General features: G+C 67.9%; 18 protein-coding genes and 1 pseudogene. 7 read left to right on the top strand and 12 right to left on the bottom strand.

Annotated features, from left to right (window positions below; translation table 11 throughout):
- Positions 1-16: 16 nt before the first annotated feature.
- On the top strand, positions 17-1069 hold the full coding sequence (locus K1X59_RS16620) for an iron-containing redox enzyme family protein (protein ID WP_220173602.1): 1053 nt from the start codon (positions 17-19) through the stop codon (positions 1067-1069).
- 14 nt (positions 1070-1083) lie between these two features.
- Positions 1084-1269, top strand: coding sequence for a CDGSH iron-sulfur domain-containing protein (locus K1X59_RS16625; protein WP_258566897.1), 186 nt, complete (start codon positions 1084-1086; stop codon positions 1267-1269).
- A 36-nt stretch (positions 1270-1305) separates the two neighbouring features.
- Here the strand turns inward: K1X59_RS16625 and K1X59_RS16630 are convergent, their stop codons facing one another.
- From K1X59_RS16630 to K1X59_RS21835, 5 genes are all read right to left on the bottom strand, one after another.
- Positions 1306-2118 (bottom strand): ABC transporter permease, encoded by an 813-nt coding sequence (locus tag K1X59_RS16630; RefSeq protein ID WP_183150853.1) that lies wholly within the window; start codon positions 2116-2118, stop codon positions 1306-1308.
- Positions 2119-2125: 7 nt separating this feature from the next.
- Positions 2126-2953: an ABC transporter permease gene (locus K1X59_RS16635; protein WP_183150854.1), complete on the bottom strand. Its 828-nt coding sequence runs from the start codon at positions 2951-2953 to the stop codon at positions 2126-2128.
- A gap of 74 nt (positions 2954-3027) precedes the next feature.
- A complete protein-coding gene (locus K1X59_RS16640; protein WP_183150855.1) occupies positions 3028-4212 on the bottom strand; it encodes an extracellular solute-binding protein in 1185 nt (394 codons plus the stop codon).
- Between the two features lie 65 nt (positions 4213-4277).
- The gene (locus tag K1X59_RS16645; RefSeq protein WP_183150856.1) at positions 4278-5348 is read right to left on the bottom strand and encodes an ABC transporter ATP-binding protein; all 1071 of its coding nucleotides are present in this window, start codon (positions 5346-5348) and stop codon (positions 4278-4280) included.
- Positions 5349-5384: 36 nt separating this feature from the next.
- On the bottom strand, positions 5385-5636 hold the full coding sequence (locus tag K1X59_RS21835; RefSeq protein ID WP_244632123.1) for a hypothetical protein: 252 nt from the start codon (positions 5634-5636) through the stop codon (positions 5385-5387).
- Between K1X59_RS21835 and K1X59_RS16650 the strand changes: the two genes are divergently transcribed.
- The 4 genes from K1X59_RS16650 (at position 5622) to K1X59_RS16665 (ending at position 9042) form a co-directional block, all read left to right on the top strand.
- Positions 5622-6254, top strand: a complete 633-nt coding sequence (locus K1X59_RS16650; protein WP_258567232.1) for a FadR/GntR family transcriptional regulator — start codon at positions 5622-5624, stop codon at positions 6252-6254. The genes K1X59_RS21835 and K1X59_RS16650 overlap by 15 nt on opposite strands.
- Before the next feature lie 37 nt (positions 6255-6291).
- Positions 6292-6999 (top strand): cache domain-containing protein, encoded by a 708-nt coding sequence (locus K1X59_RS16655; protein ID WP_183150857.1) that lies wholly within the window; start codon positions 6292-6294, stop codon positions 6997-6999.
- Positions 7000-7145: 146 nt separating this feature from the next.
- Positions 7146-7835, top strand: a complete 690-nt coding sequence (locus K1X59_RS16660) for a DNA/RNA non-specific endonuclease (protein WP_258566898.1) — start codon at positions 7146-7148, stop codon at positions 7833-7835.
- Positions 7836-7938: 103 nt separating this feature from the next.
- Positions 7939-9042 (top strand): GntR family transcriptional regulator, encoded by a 1104-nt coding sequence (locus tag K1X59_RS16665; RefSeq protein ID WP_183150859.1) that lies wholly within the window; start codon positions 7939-7941, stop codon positions 9040-9042.
- Between the two features lie 89 nt (positions 9043-9131).
- On the opposite strand, the gene K1X59_RS16670 is transcribed toward K1X59_RS16665, so the two are convergent.
- The 5 genes from K1X59_RS16670 to K1X59_RS16690 form a co-directional block, all read right to left on the bottom strand.
- Complete coding sequence (locus K1X59_RS16670; protein ID WP_183150860.1) at positions 9132-10214, bottom strand: glycoside hydrolase family 76 protein; 1083 nt, start codon at positions 10212-10214, stop codon at positions 9132-9134.
- A gap of 95 nt (positions 10215-10309) precedes the next feature.
- A complete protein-coding gene (locus K1X59_RS16675) occupies positions 10310-11557 on the bottom strand; it encodes an ABC transporter substrate-binding protein (protein WP_183150861.1) in 1248 nt (415 codons plus the stop codon).
- An 82-nt stretch (positions 11558-11639) separates the two neighbouring features.
- Positions 11640-12593 (bottom strand): carbohydrate ABC transporter permease, encoded by a 954-nt coding sequence (locus K1X59_RS16680; protein WP_210274186.1) that lies wholly within the window; start codon positions 12591-12593, stop codon positions 11640-11642.
- Positions 12593-13444, bottom strand: coding sequence for a carbohydrate ABC transporter permease (locus tag K1X59_RS16685; protein WP_183150862.1), 852 nt, complete (start codon positions 13442-13444; stop codon positions 12593-12595). The genes K1X59_RS16680 and K1X59_RS16685 overlap by 1 nt, the downstream gene beginning before the upstream one ends.
- Positions 13445-13554: 110 nt before the next feature.
- On the bottom strand, positions 13555-14880 hold the full coding sequence (locus tag K1X59_RS16690) for a glycoside hydrolase family 125 protein (protein ID WP_183150863.1): 1326 nt from the start codon (positions 14878-14880) through the stop codon (positions 13555-13557).
- A 195-nt stretch (positions 14881-15075) separates the two neighbouring features.
- Between K1X59_RS16690 and K1X59_RS16695 the strand changes: the two genes are divergently transcribed.
- Entirely contained in the window at positions 15076-16593 is a 1518-nt protein-coding gene (locus tag K1X59_RS16695) for a glycoside hydrolase family 76 protein (protein ID WP_183150864.1), read from the top strand.
- 21 nt (positions 16594-16614) lie between these two features.
- Here K1X59_RS16695 and K1X59_RS16700 read toward each other — a convergent pair.
- Both K1X59_RS16700 and K1X59_RS16705 read right to left on the bottom strand, forming a co-directional pair.
- Positions 16615-17702 (bottom strand): annotated as a pseudogene (locus K1X59_RS16700) (alkene reductase).
- 38 nt (positions 17703-17740) lie between these two features.
- Positions 17741-18238 (bottom strand): MarR family winged helix-turn-helix transcriptional regulator, encoded by a 498-nt coding sequence (locus tag K1X59_RS16705; protein ID WP_183150865.1) that lies wholly within the window; start codon positions 18236-18238, stop codon positions 17741-17743.
- Positions 18239-18277: the final 39 nt, after the last annotated feature.

Genomic DNA, 18277 nt, shown 5'->3' on the forward strand with positions numbered 1-18277 from the left:
TTTGGGAGCCAGAATCATGACCATCTCCGCCCCGGCGACCACCTCCGCTACGGCCCTCCCGTTCCGCGACAGAGGGCCGGTGAGCCGTGCCATCATCACGCACCTCACAGACGACGATCACGAGGTCACGGACCACACCGCTCTCGCCGCCGACGCCGTCGCGTCGAGTGCCGACATCGTGCGCGACGACGACCTCCAGCTCGCGCTCTTCGTGCTCTACGCCTCGGCCTACGGGTCGCTCCCGCAGCTCGATGCCGACCGGGAGTGGGACCCCGCGCTCCTGGCGACACGGCGTGTGCTCGAGGCCGCCTTCGAGCAGGCTCTGCGCGCGAGCGTGCCGATGCCGGAGCTTCCGGAGCCGACCGTCGACGCCGTCGGCCGCGCCCTCTTCGCTCTCGCCGCGGCTGACACCGGGCCGAGCCTCTCCCGCCACGTCGCGCGCAAGGCGACCAGGGAGCAGGCGGAGGAGACGTTCATCCTGCGGTCGGTGTACACGCTGCGGGAGGCGGACCCGCACTCCTGGGCGATTCCGCGCCTGCAGGGCCGGGCGAAGGCCGCGCTCGTGGAGATCCAGGCCGACGAGTACGGCGGAGGACGACCGCAGCGCGTGCATGCCGAGATCTTCGCGAGGGCCATGCGCGGCGCCGGCCTCGACGACACGTACGGAGCCTACGTCGACGACGTGCCCGCGATCACTCTCGCGTCGCACAACATGATGTCGCTGTTCGGCCTCAACCGACGGCTCGTGGGCGCGATCGTCGGTCACCTGGCGGCATACGAGATGACGTCGTCGATCCCGTGCAAGCTGTACGCCGATGGGCTGCGCCGCCTCGGGTTCGGCGACGACGTCACCGAGTACTTCGACGAGCATGTCGAGGCGGACGCGGTGCACGAGCAGATCGCCGCGCGCGACCTCGCCGGCAGCCTCGCCGAGGATCACCCCGACCTGCTCCCCGACATCCTGTTCGGCGCGGCCGCCTGTCTGACGGTCGACGGCTGGGCGGGCGCGCACACGCTGGAGTCCTGGGCGGCTGGCTCCTCGGCACTGCGGCCGCGGGTGTCGTCATGAGCGGCAGGGAGCCGGTGACCATCACACCGTATCCCGACGGTCCTCTGCTGGTGCGGGGCGACGTCGAACTGCGCACCAGCGACGGTGAACCGCTCCCGCCCCACCGACGCACCGTGGCCCTGTGCCGCTGCGGACTCTCGGCGATCAAGCCGTTCTGCGACGGCACCCATAAGGCGGCGGGGTTCCGCACCGACGACTGAGAAGGGGCGCGCTTCCTGCAGATCGCCCCTTCCCCGTCAGTCGCGCTCGTCGACCTCTCTGCCGAGCCGCTGCGAGATCCACACCGGGAGGAAGGACGCGACGATGACGACCGTCGCGACGACGTTGACGACGTTGGCCTCGTTGGGCCTGGCCATCTGGTTCATGATCCACAGCGGGAGGGTGTCGACGCCGGGCGGGGCCGTGAAGATCGTCACGTACACCTCGTCGAAGCTGAGGGCGAAGGCGAGGATGGCGCCGGCGATGAGCGCACTGCGGAACTGCGGCAGCGTCACCAGCACGAACGTCTGCCACGGGCTCGCCCCGAGATCCTTCGACGCCTCCTCGATGCCGGGGTTCATGCGCCGCAGCCGCGCGAGCACGTTGTTGAACACCATGACGATGCAGAACGTGCCGTGGGCGATGATCATCCCGTAGAAGCCGACCTGGATGCCGATCGGCTCGAGCAGCTGGTTGTAGGTGTTGTTCAGGGCGACGCCCGTGACGATGCCGGGCAGGGCGATCGGCAGCACCACCAGGAGGTTCACGGCACGCTGACCGAAGAACGAGTACCGCTGGAGCGCGAACGCCACGAGCGTGCCGAGGATGACCGCGATCACCGTCGCCCCCGCCGCCACGAGGATCGAGTTCAGGAGTGCGGCGCGCACGGGCTCGCTCGTGAAGGCCTTCCCCCACCATTCCAGGGAGAACCCGGCGACCGGCCAGCTCACGATGCGGGCCGCGTTGAAGGAGTTGAGCACCACGAGCGCGAGCGGGATGTACATGAACGCGAGCACGATCGCGACGATGACCCCGAGGACGATCTTGGAGGTGCGGGACAGTCTCAGCATGTGCGACTCACATCCTTTCCAGGGCGCCGGTGCGCTGCACGCTCACCAGGTAGATGACGACGAACGCGATGGGGACCAGCGAGTAGGCGGCCGCCAGCGGAGGGTTGAGGTTGATGTTCGACGCGATCACGCTGCCGATCATCTGCGTGTCCCCTCCGACGAACCGCGCGACCAGGTAATCGCCGAGGCTCAGCGAGAACGTGAAGACCGAACCGGCGATCAGCGCCGGCTTGATGAGCGGGAGCACCACGGCGACGATCGTGCGCCACGAGCCCGCGCCCAGGTCGGCCGATGCATCGAAGAGGTTCGGCGGCACCTGGCGGATCGCCGTATAGACCGGCACCGCCATGTACGGCAGCCACAGGTAGGTCAGGGTGAGCACGACCGTGAAGACCGTGAACCCCGGGCCACTGAGTCCGAACGGAGCGAGCAGCCAGTTCGCGAAGCCCTGCTCGGTGAAAGTGATCCGCATCGCGAGCACCTTGACCAGGTATCCGGCCCACAGCGGAAGCGTGATCGAGACGGCGAGCAGCGCACGCAACCACGGCGAGGCGACCTTCGCCATGAAGATGCCGAGCGGCACGGAGATGAGCACCGCGAGCACCGTGACGGCGAGCGCGATCCCGAGGGTGCGCAGCGACGTCGACAGGTAGGCGGGGTTCACGAAGAGCTGCTCGAAGTTGCGCAGCGTGAAACCGGGCTTCACCTTCGAGGTGAAGGGGTCGGTGATCCAGAAGGCGGTCACCAGGAGCATGACCAGCGAGAAGATGTAGATCCCGATGAGCCAGGTCATCGGAAGAGCGAGGAGCCCGGCGATCCGGAGGCGGCGCTTCATGTCGATCCCGTTCGTGAGTGCGGAAGATCTGCGGGGGCGAGGGGCGGGCCGTGCGACCCGCCCCTCGATACGGCTCAGCCCTTGACCGAGAGCCAGGCGTCGGTCCACTGCTGGAAGTTGGTGCAGGTGACGTCGGTGCGACCGTCGATGCACTGCTCGATCGGCGTCGTCCAGAACCACACGTTCTCGAAGTACTCCTCGTCGGTGGCGTTGAAGTAGTCGCAGTGCGCCTTCGCCTCGTCGCTGGTCTCGCAGAACGCGGCGTTCGCCGGCGCCATGCCGAAGTTCATCGCGATCGCGCCGTTCACCTCGGGCGAGGAGGAGTAGTCCATCCACGCGTACGCGCAGTTCGGGTTCTTCGACTCGGTCGCCAGCATCCAGGCGTCCGACCATCCCGTCGAGCCCTCCTCGGGAAGGATGCTCTTGAACTTGTCGTCCTCGGTCAGCTTGCGCAGCACCTCCCAGGAGGTGCCGAGAACCGAGGTACCGCCGGCGAACGAGGTGATCTGCGCCGCGGGGTCGGACCAGTACTCCGAGACGAGGTCGTTCTGCTGCTTGAGCAGGTCGACGGCCGCGGCCAGCTGCTCCTCGTCGAGCGCATACGGGTTCGTGATGCCGAGGTCGGGCTCGTGCGCCATCAGGTACACCGCAGCGTCGGCGATGTAGATGGGCGCGTCATAGGCGATGACCTTGCCCGCGTAAGGGCTGTCCTTCTCCCACGCGACGTCCCAGCTCGTGGGCTCCTCGGTCACGACCTCGCTGTTGTACTGCAGGATGTTCGCGCCGCGTCCGATCGGGATGCCATAGGACTTGCCGTTGATGGTGTCGTAGATCTGTCCCTTCATGCCCTCGACGATGTCGTCGCCGAAGTTCGGGATGAGCTCGAGGTTCAGCGGCTGCACGTCGCCACCGGCGATCAGGCGGAGGCTGGCGTCGCCGGATGCCGAGACCAGGTCGTAGTCCCCGGTGCGCATGAGCTGCACCATCTCGTCGCTCGTGCCCGCGACACGGCGGTTCACGACGCACCCCGTCTCTGCGGTGAACGCATCGCTCCAGGCCGGTTCGACGAACCCGCTCCAGGCGACGATGTTGACCTCGCCCTCGTTGTCGCCGAGCTCCTCCATCATCGCGATGTCGGGGACGTCGATCTGGAGCTCGCCGGAGCCCTCCGAGGTGGTGTCTTCGCTGCCGGAACAGCCGGACAGTGCCAGGACGGCGACGGCCGCCATCGCCGTGGTGGCCAGGATCTTCTTACGCATGGATCGCTCCTTCGTGATCGGTGCTGCGGGGTGCTTCTTCAGGGGTTCGGGTGCTGCGGTGTGTTTCAGGGAAGCCGCGCCGCGTGGTCCGGAGACCAGACGGCGCGGACGCGGTGCCCTCGGCCGAGGTCGTCCTCGGCGGAGTGTCGGGAGTTGGGTCGTTCGGCGATGAGGTCGATGCCCGCCTCGGTCGAGACCAGGTAGCGCGTGGCCGGTCCGGTGTAGACGACCTCGCTGACGGTGCCGGCGAGCGACACCTCGCCGGTGGCCGCAGGCGCATCCGCACCCGTCAGCCGCATCCGCTCGGGACGCACGCTCATGGTGCGACGGTCCCCGGTGAGGCTTTCGGCGAGGTCTCCGCCGATCAGGTTCGACAGGCCGAGGAACCGGGCGACGAACTCGGTCTGCGGACGCTCGTATACGTCGCGCGCGGTGCCGATCTGCTCGATGCGGCCGCCGTTGAACACCGCCACCCTGTCGCTCAGGGTCAGCGCCTCCTCCTGGTCGTGCGTCACGAAGATGAAGGTGATGCCGACTTCGCGCTGGATCTGCTTGAGCTCGATCTGCATCTGTTCCCGCAACTGCTTGTCGAGCGCACCCAGCGGTTCGTCGAGCAGCAGCACCTGGGGGCGGAGGATGAGCGCACGGGCCAGAGCGATGCGCTGGCGCTGGCCGCCGGAGAGCTGATGCGGCAGGCGGTCGGCGACGTGGTCGAGGCGCACCTGCTCGAGTGCCGTGTGCACTCGAGCGGCACGGGCGCTCTTGCCTTCACCGCGCACGCGCAGGCCGTAGCCGACGTTGTCGGCGATGGTCAGATGCGGGAAGAGGGCGTAGTCCTGGAAGACGGTGTTCACCGGCCGGGCGTGCGGGGGCGTGCGGGTCACGTCGACCCCGGAGAGGTGGATGCTGCCGCGGGTGACGTCTTCGAAGCCGGCGATCATGCGCAGCACGGTCGTCTTGCCGGAGCCCGAGGGGCCGAGCATCGACAGGAACTCCCCGGAGGCGACATCGAGGTCGAGCTCGCGCACGGCGGTGAACTCGCCGAACGCCTTCGTGACTCCGCGGAGGGTCACCGTCCCGTCCGGACGGGCGGCGTCGGGGGATGCTGCGGGTGCTGCGGGGGCCGTGGCGATCATGTCGCGCTCCTCGGATCGTCGTCGAACTCGGAAGATTCACCAAAACATATAAACCCAGAGGTAATATGTCAACAACGACTTTCTTGGGTATCGTGATCGAGGAAGGGAGAATCGCAGCATGGCATCGAGCACCACGACGCATCCGACGCACGCTTCTGCCACCCCCTCCCCGACCCCGAGCACCAGCAGCCGCACCGACTCCAGGGCGCGCTGTTCCAGCCGATCGGCGACGAGGGCAGGGCCGAACTCGTCGAGCGCCGACTGGTCGATGCGATCACGCGTGGCCACCTCCGTGCCGGCGAGCGGCTCCCCTCCGAGGCCGACCTCAGCAAGAGCCTCGGAGTCGCTCCGGTGACCGTGCGCGAGGCGCTGCTCGCGTTGCGCGGTCGCGGCCTCGTCGTCACCCGTCGCGGGCGCAACGGCGGCAGCTTCGTCGCCGCACACGCCGACCCGCTGACGTTCGCGCGGGAGGCCGTGCGGCGCACCTCACGCCTGGCGCTGCGCGACCTCGGCGCGCACTACGCCGCCATCACCGGCGCGTGCGTCCGGCTCGCCGCTCGGCGCGCCGACCCCAGCGAGACGCAGCGGGTGCGGCGGCGCATGGAGCACATCGAGGAGCTCGACGCCGAAGCGCAGCGCCGCCTCCTCGACGACGTGCAGATCGAGATCGTCGCGCTGAGCCAGTCGGCCCGTCTCACCCGGGAACAGATGAAGCTGCAGGCGGAGCTCTCGCCGTTCCTGCGCCTGGTCGCGCACGAGACCGAGAACCTTCGGCGGCAGGGCGCCCACCTGGCCGCCGTGATCGACGCCGTCGAGGCCGCCGACCCCGATGCCGCCGGAGCGAGGACCGAACTCATGGTCGCCGAGACCATCGACGCCCTGATCCGCATCCAAGCGACCGGCTAGACCCCAGGACCCGCATCGACGTGCACAGGAGGACGCGATGAATGCCGCAACAGACACCACCCTCAACGCCGCAGCCGCGATCGTGGAGGACTACTTCTCCACGCCCGTCCGCGCCCTGGTCGACTGGGTGGAGCCCTTCGCCGCCCAGGTCTCCGACGCGCGTTCCGGGGGCCCGCTGACGCGCTCGAAGATCGACGCGCTCGTGCAGCCGCACGCACTGAAGACGCTCGCACTCCCCGGAGTGCCCGTGTACGGATCGGGGTTCATCGCAGCCATCGACCTGCTCTCCGATGCGCACAGCCACCTCGCCTGGTGGCAGGGCGAGGATCGGCGACAGCTCGTGCTCGCGTCGCAGTCGCTCAACAAGGAGAACATCGACTACAGCGCGCTCGAGTGGTTCCGGGTGCCGATGGCGACGGGCGACCCGCACGTCGCGGGACCCTACGTGGACTACCTGTGCAGCGACGAGTACACGATCACCATCGCGGTGCCCGCCGAGGTCGACGGCTTCCGCATCGGGGTCGCCGGGCTCGACCTGCTGGTGTCGGCCGTCGAACAGGACCTGACGCACCGCTTCGCCGCCCTCGGGAGCGAGGTGACCCTGACGAACGGCGTCGGTCGCGTCGTCGTGTCGACCGATCCCCGTTGGGCGACCGGCGACTCGGTGCGCGGCAGCGGACTCGCCGAACTGCCGCGCGTCGCGTGCGCGGGTGTCGCGCTCGACGTCATCGTCGATCCGGGGTGAGCGAGGCGGAGTGAGGATGCGGACGTCGGAGACCCCGGGCACCATGGGAGCATGACCGACGGCTACGACCCGGACTTCCTCGAGACGACACTGCCGCTCCCCAGCCCTCGCAGCCGGTACGGGCGCTCCCCTACCCTCGGTTCAGCGTGCTGTTGGATCCGGTGCGCCGGCTCGCGGCCGTGACCGCGGTCAACATCGACGGCGCCCTTCTTCGCGACCTGCCGCGCACCGGCGAGTGGCGCCTCGACGAGCGCGCTCCGGCCGAGGAGCAGACCGGGCCGGCGGTGTATGCCGGGAACGACCTCGACCGCGGTCACCTCGTGCGCCGGCGCGACCCGGGGTGGGGCGAGGTCGCCGAAGCCGGGGCTGCGAGCCGGGCGACTTTCTTCTACCCCAACGCCGCACCGCAGGCGGCCGACTTTAACCAGTCGAAGGAGCTCTGGCTCGGCCTCGAAGACCACGTGCTCGCCTACGCCGAGGCGACGGATCAGCGCCTGTCGGTGTTCACGGCTCCGGTGCTCGCCGATGCCGACCCGCCCTATCGGGGCATCCGCATCCCGCTCCGGTTCTGGAAGATCGCCGCCTGGCACGCAGCCGACGGCCTCGCCGCTGCGGGCTTCGTGCTCGATCAGTCCGACCTGGTCGACGTGCGCGAGACGACTCTCGCGATCCCTCCCCTCGGGTCGTTCCGCACGTTCCAGGTGCCGATCGCCGACGTCGCCGCCCTGACCGGCATCGACCTGGGGCCGCTGGTCGACGCGGATGCCCTCGGCGCCCGTGGCGCACGTGACTCCGGATGGCGGGCGCTCGAGTCCTCGGGCGACATCGTGCTGTGACGCAGGTGCGGGCGTGACTCATCGAATCCGCGCGCGAAGAGACAGATCGCGAGTTCGCGCTGTAGATTTAATATAACTATTCGGCGCAGGGGGACGGTCCACAGTGCTCTACAAACAGGTCTACGAGTCGTTGCGAGAAGCGATCACTCAGGGAACCTACCCGGTCGGCGACAAACTGCCTTCCGAGGCCGAGCTCTCGAAGCAGTTCGATGTGAGCCCGATCACCATCAAGCGCGCGCTCGAGCTGCTCCGCACCGACGGCATGATCATGCGCCGCCCCCGCATCGGCACCGTGGTGACGAGTTCGGCCCCCACGATCGCTCGCGCCGGGGCGAATCCGGAGAGCTCGGCGCGTCTGATCGGCTGCGTCCTGACGAGCTTCGACGACACCTTCGGCAACAAGATCATCGAGGGCATCCTCGCGGCTGCCGGCGCCGACACGCACGTCATCATCAAGCGCTCCGGCGGCGATCTGTCCGAGGAGGACGCCTGCATCCGGGCCCTCGTCGACGCGGGCGTCGAGGGGATCATCCTCCTGCCCAGCTCATCGGAGTACATCCCGCCGGCCGCGCTCGAGCTCGTCACGCGACGGTTCCCCGTGGTGATCCTCGACCGCCTCTTCGACGGCATCCCCGTCTCCGCCGTGTGTTCGGACAACCTGGGCGGCGGACGCACGGCGACCGAGCACCTGCTCGGGCTCGGGCACCAGACCGTCGGCTTCGTGAGCTCGGCGAGCCACGTCTCCTCGAGCGACGATCGACGCAACGGGTACATCCACGCGCACGCGACGAATCACCTCCCGCTCGAGAACCGTGCAGAGCTGCACACCATCGGCTCCACCGTCCCCGGGAGCACCGACACCGTCGAAGACGACATCGAGCGTCTGGTCGAATTCGTGCGAGAGCATCCGGACATCACCGGATACGTGGCGGCGGAGTACAACATCGCCCTGATGATGCGCGAGGCCTGCGACCGCATCGGACTGCGCATCCCCGAGGACATCTCCGTGGTCTGCTTCGACCACCCCGACGCCTTCTTCGACACCGGGATCTTCCGCTTCACGCACATCCGTCAGGCGCAGCGCGACCTGGGGATCAAGGGCGTGGAGTCCGTGCAGCGCCAGCTCTCCACACCGCACGCGATCGAGAAGGTCGTCCTGCCGACCGAGCTCGTGCTCGGCGCCTCGACCGCCGCCCCTCGCCCCTGACGCACGATGCCCATCGTGCTGCGAGTGCAGCGCGACGGGCATCGACGAGACGACAGGGGACTATTCGGCGGTGCGAGCCGCCCCGACCGTCACCGCATCGGCTCCCTCGGCACGAGCTTCGAGCCGGGCACGTTGCTCGACGGCGAAGATCGCGCTGAGCGCCGTGGAGTACGGGATCCACTCCGCCGGCGCCTCCGACCAGTCATTGCCCGGACGCAGCAGGCCGTCGACCTGCCCGTTCGCCCACAGGACGTCGGTGCTCGCCCGCAAGAAGCTCTCCAGCAGCACGCGCTCGTCCTCGAAGCCGTCCTCACCCGCCAGCACGGCGAGGAGCTCACCGAGGTAGCGGTAGTAGACGCCCTTGAACAGCCCTTCGTCGCCACCGTCGCCCTCGTCGCGGAACACCGTACCGTCGCTGAGCTCCCGCACGGCGGTGACCGCGGTCTGCACCGCCCGTTCGAGGTAGCGGCGCTCCCCGTCGCGGCATACAGTTCGACGGCGGCGCCGACGTAGAGCCCCTGGTTGTACGTGAACCGCCACTGCGCGTCGACGGCTCCGTCGTCGTTCCGGTTGATCCCGTCCTCGACGAATCCGTCGTCGCCGACGAGGTTCGTCGTCAGCCAGTCGAACGCGGTCCGCGCATACGTCAGGGAATCGCGAGAAGCATCCACGCGGCTGAGCCGCACTCCGAGGATGGCCAGCGGCCCGTTCGCGGGGGTGTTCTTGTACGCGAGCTGCTGCTTGCGCCACGCGAGGCTCCAGCCGAGGGTCTCGTTCCATCCCTCGGCGACGACATGGTCCCAGATCGCGATGGCCTCATCGAGGTACCGCTGCTCCCCTGTCGCCGCATGCATCCGCTCCAGCGCGAGCGCGAACCAGAGCATGTCGTCGAAGTAGTCGTTGAAGAGCTGGCCGCCGTTGCGTTCGATGATGTTCGCTCTGGCGCGGTCTGCCTCCGCGAGCCAGGCACGGTCGGCGGTGCGCGCCCACGCATCGACTCGCGCATCGATCACGTGAGCGAGCCACCAGTAGTTGAACACCTCGGTGTTCCCGCGATCGTGCGGGTGGCTGTTGGCGAGGTACTGCGTGCCCGCCACCCCGAAGAAGTGGTCGAGGCTGCGCTGGGCGACGTCCGCATGTGCGGACCAGGTCTGCGCGGGAGTGCTGGTCATGATTCCTTTTCCTGTGTCGCGGAGGCGACGTGCGGGTGGTCGGGCGACGAGCCGCGAGGTCGCCGCCCGACCGGGTGGAGCGGGCGGATGCCGGCCTAGCGGTTCTTCGCGAGGATCTGATCTCCCTGGGTCTGAGCGTCCGACAGCGCCTGCTTCGCGGAGATCTCACCGGAGAGGAAGCGCTCGAGCGCCGGCACGAGGGCCTTGCCCTCGACATCCGAGAAGCCCTGGACGTTCGGGCGGGCCTGGGCGTAGTTCATCGTCTCGATGAACGCCGCGTAATGCTCGTCCTCAGTGAAGTACGGGTCGTTCGCGGCATCGATGTTGGCGGGGATCCAGCCCGAGATCTCACCGAATGCGACGCCGTTCTCGGCCTCGGTCGTCCACCACTTCATGAACTCCCACGCACCTTCGGCGTTCTTCGCACCCTCGGGGATGACGAGCCCGAAGCCACCCGTGTAGGCACCGGTGTCACCATCCGGGCCCGCGGGAGGCTGGGCGACGCCGTAGGTGAGTCCGTCCACCTTGTCGAGAGTCGACAGCGCCCACGGCCCGTCGAGCTTCATGGCGGTGCGTCCCTCGGCGAAGGCGTCGCCGGTGTCGCCGAAGCCCTGCTCGTAGACCCCCGCGTCGAGCAGACTCTGCCAGAAGTCGAGCACCTCGAGCCCCTCGGGGCTGTTGAACGCGGTCTTCGTCTCGTCGTCGTTCAACAGCTCTCCGCCCGCCTGGGCGAGATACATGCTGAACAGACCGGGATCGCTGAGGTCGAAGCCTGCTTGGGTGAGCTTGCCGCCGTCGCGCACGGTGAGGGCCTCAGCCGCGGTGCGCAGCTCATCCCAGTTCGTCGGAGCGGTCACCCCTGCGCCATCGAGGAGCGACTGGTTGTAGATCAGAGAACGGTTGTCCACGAGGAGGGGCAGGCCGTACAGCTTGCCGTCGACCTCCATCTCGCCGAGCGCCGGCTCGTAGAAGACACCGGTGTCGATGTCGTCTTCCTTCACGAACTCGTCGATCGTCGCGAGTGCGCCCTTCGGCGCATAGAGCGAGGTCTGATAGCGGTCCCAGAGCACCACATCCGGCACCTGCCCGCCGGCCAGCGCGGTGAGCAGCTTCTCCTCGACCAGCTCCTGCGGTACATAGCTGACCTCGTACTCGTCCTGCGAATCATTGAATCGCGCGGCCTGCTCTTCGAGCTGCTTCACCTGGTCGCCGGACCAGGACCCCCACATGACGACGGGTTCGGGGCCGTCGCCCGCGCCGGTGTCGCCGGCCGAGCAGCCGGCCACGGTCACCGCCAGTGTCGCCGCGCCCAGCAGGGCGAGGGCTCGCAGATGCTTCTTCATCGAAATCTCCTTGGTGGTTCGGATGGTGTTCGGGTGTGCTGAGGGAAAGTGCGGACAGGGATGCGGGTGCGACCGACGAGAGCTACTTCGTCCCCACGTGCGCGACGCCCTCGATGATGTAGCGCTGGGCGAAGAGGAAGACGAGGAGCACGGGGAGGCTCGCGACGACCGTGCCGGCCATGAGAGGGCCGAAGGCGGTCTCGTAGTTGTTCACGAACGATGCGAGTCCGACCTGGACGGTCATCATGTCCTGGCTGTTGAGCACGATGAGAGGCCAGAGGAAGTTGTTCCAACCGGCCTGGAAGCTGATGATGCCGAGCACCGCGAGCCCCGCCTTCGCCAGGGGGAAGTAGATGATCGCGAAGATCCGGAACTCGCTCGCGCCGTCGATCCGCGCGGCCTCTCCGAGTTCATCGGGCAGCGTCTCGAAGAACTGCTTCATGAAGAACACGGCGAACGCGCCGGCGGCTCCGGGGATGATGACGGCCCAGTAGGTGTTGATGAGCCCGAGTCCGCCCTGGCCGAAGACGTCGTTGCCGCCGGCGAACGGGATCGAACGCAGGATCAGGAACGACGGGATCATGGTGATGATCCCGGGGATCATGAGCGACGAGAGGAAGACGGCGAACACCGCCGCGCGGCCGCGGAACCGCAGCTTGGCGAGGGCGTATCCGCCGAGAGCTCCGAAGAAGATGTTCGTCGCCGCTCCGCCGACGCCGAGCACGAGGGAGTTCACGAAATAGCGCCCGAACGGCACCTCCTCGAACACCTGGAGGTAGTTCTCGATCGTCGGGTTCGCGGGAATGAGGTTCAGAGCGCCGGAGAGGATCTCGGTGGCCGGCTTCAGCGATGTCGAGATGGTCCACACGAGCGGGGCGACCGTGACGATGCTGATCAGCACCACACCGACGTACCAGCCGATCGTGCCGAGGCGTTGCCGGGGTGTCTTGCGTCGGGTCGTCGGGATCGGACGCATGGCGGTGCTCGCCGCGAGCGCCGTCTCCAGTGCCCGACCGCCGTTGAGCGTATTGGTCATCAGACGCCCTTCCTGTTCGTGAGCTTCGCGTTGAGCAGGGAGAACACGAGGATGATGAGGAAGAGCACGAACGAGAGGGCGGATGCGTAGCCCATCTCGAGGGCCCCGAAGCCCTTGTTGTAGATGTAGTAGACCATCGTGACGGTCGAGTTCCCCGGGCCGCCCTTCGTCAGGACGTACGCCTGGTCGAACACCTGGAAGGCCCCGATGATGAGCAGCGTCGACACGAGGAACGTCGTGCGGGTGAGCGATGGCAGCGTCACGTATCGGAACTGCTGCCAGGAGTTCGCGCCGTCGAGCCGCGCCGCCTCGTAGAGCTCGCCGGGTACGCTCTGCAGTCCCCCGAGGAAGATGATCATGTTCGCGCCGAAACCTGCCCAGACGCTCATCATGACGATCGCGATCATCGCCCACTGCGATTCGTAGAGCCACGCCGGGCCGTCGATGCCGAACCAGCCGAGGACCACGTTCAGGAGTCCGTTCTGCGGGTTCAGCATCCAGAACCAGATGGTGGCGGTCGCGACGGTCGACGCGACCACCGGGATGTAGAAGAGCGTGCGGAAGAGGCGGACCGCGCGGTGCCGTCGGTTGAGGAGCATCGCCGTGCCCAAGGCCACGACGAGCCCTGCCGGCACGTAGAGGACCGTGTAATAGGCGGTGTTCCGCAGAGCGATCCAGAAGAACGGGTCGACGGCGATCTCGGCGTAGTTCTCCAGGCCGAGCCATTCGAAGTCGCCGACGATCGCATAGTCGGTGAAGCTCAGCACCAGGGCCATCACGATCGGCAGCGCCATGAACACGAGGAACAGGACGCCGGGCACGAGGAGGAACAGCCAGGCGTTCCGCGTCATCTGCCTCGCGGACGGGTTGCCTCCTCTGCGGCGGCGAGGCTCTGCCGCCTCGGTCGGCTGCGTCGGGGACGCTCCCGGTGCGGGCCGCGGCGGTGTCGCGGTCGGCGCGCTCATGCCGGTCGCGCTTCCGTGAGCGGGCGACGCACCACGGTGCGAAGCCCTGCCACATCGAGCACGAGTTCGCAGAACATCGCGTTTGCCCAGGAGAACCAGGGCCGCGTGTAGACCTCGGGGTCGGTGGCGAGGAACGACTCGTGCATCAGACCGGTGCCGGCATCCGTCTCGAGCAGCAGACGGATGATGCGCTCCTTCTCGTCACGGTCTCCGGTCGTGAGTCCTTCCACGCACAGCGCGATCGGCCAGATGTGGCCGTCCGGCGTGTGCGGGCTGCCGATGCCCCGCGCGATGGTGCCCGACGCGAGCGCACCGGAAACGTAGGTGGGATTCGCCGGGCTCAGCAGGAAGCCGCGCGTGGCGAGGTAGAGCGGGTCGTCTGTCCCGCACCAGCCCAGAAGAGGCAGGGAGAGCAGGCTGGGCACGTTCGCGTCGTCGGTGAGGAGCATCTCGCCGCGGCCGTCGATCTCGTAGGCGTAGATGTCGCCGTGCCCCGCGACAGCGGTCACCGCGTGCTCCGCGATGCCGCGCTCGATCTCGGCGCGGAGGTCACGTGCGCTCCCTGCGAGGTCGCCGTCGTCGAGGACCTCCCTCGCGATGACCTCGATGTGGGAGAGCTCGACGACCGCGAACATGTTTCCCGGCACGTTGTACCCGTGCGTGCAGGCGTCGTCGCTCGGACGGAAGGCCGACCACGTGAGACCCGTCGGTACGGTGGCTGCTCCGAGCCCGTCACGAACGAGGGTGTCACTGGGCGGGCAGTCGAATCGCTGGAACCGGTAGCGGGAGCGGGCGTCGTGGTCCTGCTCCGTGCGCCAGAGCGCGATGATGCGACGAGCGGCATCCGCGAACGCCGCCCCGAGATGGTCGGTCCGTCCGGTCGCGCTCCAGAGGTCGTGAGCCAGCTGCACCGGGTAGCAGAGCGAGTCGACCTCATACTTGCGCTCCCATACCCAGGGCGACTGCTCGGTCAGGTCGGACTGGTGTCCGGCGCCGTTCGGCTCCGCGTTGAAGGCGTTGGCGTACGGGTCGAGACGGATGTACTCGATCTGGCGACGGGACACGGCGGCGATCATGTCGGAGATGCCCGAATCCTCGGCCGCGAAGTGCAGATACGGCGCGAGCTGAGCCGTCGAATCCCGCAGCCACATGGCCGGGATGTCACCGGTGAGCATGAAGAGCGTGCCATCCGGCATCTCCGTCAGTGTCGTCCCCAGAGTGTTCGCGAAGCAGCGAGCGAAGACGTCGGCGATCGCCGGATCCACTCGGTCCTCGACGCGCTCGACGACGGACTGGACGAAGGCCGAATGGGTGTGAGCCACGGTGCTCCTCGGTAGATGTCAGGACTCGCCCAGCACTGGACGACACGGCCGAGTATAGGACGAAAATCGGAATCCGTCTATTAAAAGCTATAAATATGTAGATTGCGGAGTCGGCAACGCCGGAAGGCTTGCGCACCCGCCAGGACAGGGATAGCTTGACCGCATTCAATATGTTTATTCCTGGAGGAGATTTCAATGAAGAGACCCACCATCCTCGCCGGAGCTGCGCTGCTCGTCGGCGCTCTCCTGGTGCCCCAGCCGGCCCAGGCGCTCACCGCGCCGCAGGCCGACGACGCGTTCAGCGACTTCGTCGATGTCTACTGGGACGACAGCGCGAACTACTTCTTCACCTACAGCGATCACCAGATCCATCCCGAGCATGCACACGGACCGCAGGGCGGGCTCTACACCGACTACTGGTGGGAGGCGCAGCTCTGGGAGATGGTGATGGACGTTTATGAGCGCACGGGCAGCGCCGAGTCGCGGCAGATGATCGACGACGTCTACGACGGCTTCCAGACGCAGTACCCCGATTTCCGGGACAACGATTGGAACGATGACATCGGCTGGTGGGCCCGGGGAGCCATCCGGGCCTTCGAGCTGACGGGCGACGTCGAGTACCGCGACGACGCGATCGAGATGTTCGACTTCATCGCCCAATACGCCGACACCACGTACGGCGGAGGCATCTGGTGGAAGAACGTCGACATCGGCGACGGCGACCGCAACGAGAAGAACGTCGCGACGAATGCGACCGCCGTCTACACCGCCATGAGGATCTACGCCGCCACCGGCGATGTCGCCTACAAGACGACGGCCCAGAGCCTGTTCAGCTGGCTCGACGCGAACTTCTACGTGAACGGCAAGCTCCGTGACCACATCGAGGGCACGGGGCAGTTCGTCGACTGGGACTGGACCTACAACCAGGGCAACTACGCCGGGGCCGCACTCGAGATGTACCTCGACTCCGGCGACCCGACGCAGTTGGCGCGGGCTGTCGCCGCCGTGGACTGGGCGGTCGACAACCTGACCTCGTCAGGCACGTTCCTGCGCGAGGGCGTGGACGACACCGGCGGATTCAAGGCGATCCTCACGCGCAACATCCGCGCCCTCATCGACGAGGGCGGTCAGACCCAGTACGAACAGGTGCTCACCGACAATGCGACGCAGGCGGCGAACCACCTGAACAGCGCGGGCATCGGAGCCTACGACTGGACCGCCCCCGCACCGGAGCTGAGCGCCTCGGCCACGCAGAGCCTCGCGGCGGCCGCGAGCGTCGCCATCATGCATCAGGCCGCACCCGACGGCTACACCGGTCCCGTCGAGGGCACGCGCACGTACGAAGCCGAGAACGCCGAGCGTTCCGGGGTGATCTCGGAGAGCAGCCAGAGCGGGTACAGCGCCCGTGGTTACATCGGAGGGTGGATCGGCGACGGCTCCGGCGTCACCTTCCACGCGAACGTCGTCGATCCCGGCACCTATGAGCTCCGGTTCCACTACACGGCGGCTGCCGGGAACGCGGTCAGAGCGCTGACGGTCAACGGGACTTCGATCTCGGTCGCCTTCCCCGGAACATCGAGCTGGGGAGACTGGCAGACGAAGACGGTCAGCGTCCCGCTCGTCTCCGGATACAACCGGATCGACCTTCGGATGGATGCCGGCAGCGGCAGCACGAACTACGTCAACCTGGATCGGATGATCCTGGCGAACTGACGGTGCCGCGTGGGCGGCCGATCACACGCCGGCGCGCACGCCCTCCAGCGCGGGGTAGTCGGTGTACCCCTCCGGGGTGCGACCGTAGAACAGTTCGGGCCGCGGTGCGTTGAGCTCCGCGTCTTCGCGCCAGCGCTCGACCAGGTCGGGGTTCGCGATCACGGGACGCCCTGCGGCGACGGCATCCGCCCACCCGTCGGCGACGAGCGCCTCGGCCGCCTCCCGGGTCGTGTCGACGGCGAAGCCGGTGTTCGCGATGAGGGGTGCGCCTGCGGTACGGCGGATGTGCTGGATGAGCTCGCCCGTCGGGTCGATGTGGAGCACGTCGATGAAGGCGAGACCGAGGGGTGCGAGCCCCTCGGCGACAGCGGTGTACGTCGCCAGGACATCCGCGTCGTCCTGCTCCAGGACACCCTGGATGTCGTGCTGTGGCGAGAGACGGATGCCGGTGCGGTCGGCGCCGACGGCAGCCGCCACGGCCGCGGCGACCTCGATCGCGAAGCGGGCGCGGTTCTCGGGCGATCCGCCGTAGCGGTCGTCACGGACGTTCGACACGGGCGACAGGAACTCGTGGACGAGGTACCCGTTCGCCCCGTGCACCTCGACGCCGTCGAAACCCGCGGCGATCGCGTTGCGTGCGGCCTGCGCGAACTGCTCGACCACCACGGGGATCTCGTCGAGGGTGAGCGCATGGGCCACGGGAAGATCGGCCTTGCCCACCGGCGTGTGCGTCTGCCCCGGAGCGGCGAGAGCACTGGGCGCGACGACCCGCGGCTCCCCGAGATCTCCGGATGCCCGACTCGACCGCCGTGCATGAGCTGCATCACGATCGTTCCACCCGCGGCATGGACCGCGTCGGCGACCGGACGCCATCCGTCGATCTGCGCGGCCGTGACGATGCCCGGCTGGCCCGCGTACGACTTGCCCTCCGCTGCCGGCCAGGTGCCCTCGGAGATGATGAGGCCCTGCTCTGCGCGCTGCCGGTAGTACTCCGCCATCGTCGCGGTGGGCACGCCGTCATCGTCCGCACGCGTGCGGGTGAGCGGCGCCATCACGACGCGGTTGGACAGCTGCAGGGCGCCGAAGACGGCCGGTTCGTAGAGACTCACAGTGGGAGGTAAGCCGCGCGCAGCCCCTCGTATTCCCCTCAGTTGCCCCCGAGGGCGGCGAGCAGGTCGGCGAAGTGGTCGAGGTCGGCGGCCGTCCATCGGCGGAGCCGCTCCCCGATGCGTCCCTCATACTGCGAGCGGGCAAGGGCGACGCGCTCCTGAGCGAGATCAGTCGCCACCAGCACTCGCGCGCGCCGATCATCGGGGTCCTGCACGCTCTCGACGAGTCCCAGCTGTTCGAGCTGACGCACCTGGCGGCTCACCGCCGACTTGTCGGTCTGCAGGCGCTCGATGATCGCTCCGGCGGATGTCGCCTTGCCGCTCGCGATCGATGTCAGCACCTGGTAGCCGAGCGGCTGCAGGTCGGGGTGCACGGTCGCTGCCGCCTCGCGCCAGCTCACCCGGATCCGTGCGAAGAGCCGCCCCAGTTCGTGCTCGACCCTGGTGACGGCCTGGTCGAGGTCCGCGTCTCCCAGCCGGTCGGCATCGACGGCGGATGCGGGGGTCTCGGCAGGGGCGTCGGAGGAGGCGCTCATGCTCGCCAGTGTACGGCGAAGCCCCGCTGTCGATCGTGA

This window comes from Microbacterium sp. Se5.02b, assembly GCF_019464375.1.
Taxonomy (GTDB): Bacteria; Actinomycetota; Actinomycetes; order Actinomycetales; family Microbacteriaceae; genus Microbacterium.

What these genes read in the sequence shown, in the direction of transcription:
- K1X59_RS16685 (WP_183150862.1), bottom strand. Translation starts at nt 13,444, where the DNA reads ATGACGCGGAACGCCTGGCTGTTCCTCCTCGTGCCCGGCGTCCTGTTC.
- K1X59_RS16695 (WP_183150864.1), top strand. Translation starts at nt 15,076, where the DNA reads ATGAAGAGACCCACCATCCTCGCCGGAGCTGCGCTGCTCGTCGGCGCT.
- K1X59_RS16655 (WP_183150857.1), top strand. Translation starts at nt 6,292, where the DNA reads ATGAATGCCGCAACAGACACCACCCTCAACGCCGCAGCCGCGATCGTG.
- K1X59_RS16705 (WP_183150865.1), bottom strand. Translation starts at nt 18,238, where the DNA reads ATGAGCGCCTCCTCCGACGCCCCTGCCGAGACCCCCGCATCCGCCGTC.
- K1X59_RS16635 (WP_183150854.1), bottom strand. Translation starts at nt 2,953, where the DNA reads ATGAAGCGCCGCCTCCGGATCGCCGGGCTCCTCGCTCTTCCGATGACC.
- K1X59_RS16680 (WP_210274186.1), bottom strand. Translation starts at nt 12,593, where the DNA reads ATGACCAATACGCTCAACGGCGGTCGGGCACTGGAGACGGCGCTCGCG.
- K1X59_RS16630 (WP_183150853.1), bottom strand. Translation starts at nt 2,118, where the DNA reads ATGCTGAGACTGTCCCGCACCTCCAAGATCGTCCTCGGGGTCATCGTC.
- K1X59_RS16675 (WP_183150861.1), bottom strand. Translation starts at nt 11,557, where the DNA reads ATGAAGAAGCATCTGCGAGCCCTCGCCCTGCTGGGCGCGGCGACACTG.
- K1X59_RS16620 (WP_220173602.1), top strand. Translation starts at nt 17, where the DNA reads ATGACCATCTCCGCCCCGGCGACCACCTCCGCTACGGCCCTCCCGTTC.
- K1X59_RS16645 (WP_183150856.1), bottom strand. Translation starts at nt 5,348, where the DNA reads ATGATCGCCACGGCCCCCGCAGCACCCGCAGCATCCCCCGACGCCGCC.
- K1X59_RS16670 (WP_183150860.1), bottom strand. Translation starts at nt 10,214, where the DNA reads ATGACCAGCACTCCCGCGCAGACCTGGTCCGCACATGCGGACGTCGCC.
- K1X59_RS16640 (WP_183150855.1), bottom strand. Translation starts at nt 4,212, where the DNA reads ATGCGTAAGAAGATCCTGGCCACCACGGCGATGGCGGCCGTCGCCGTC.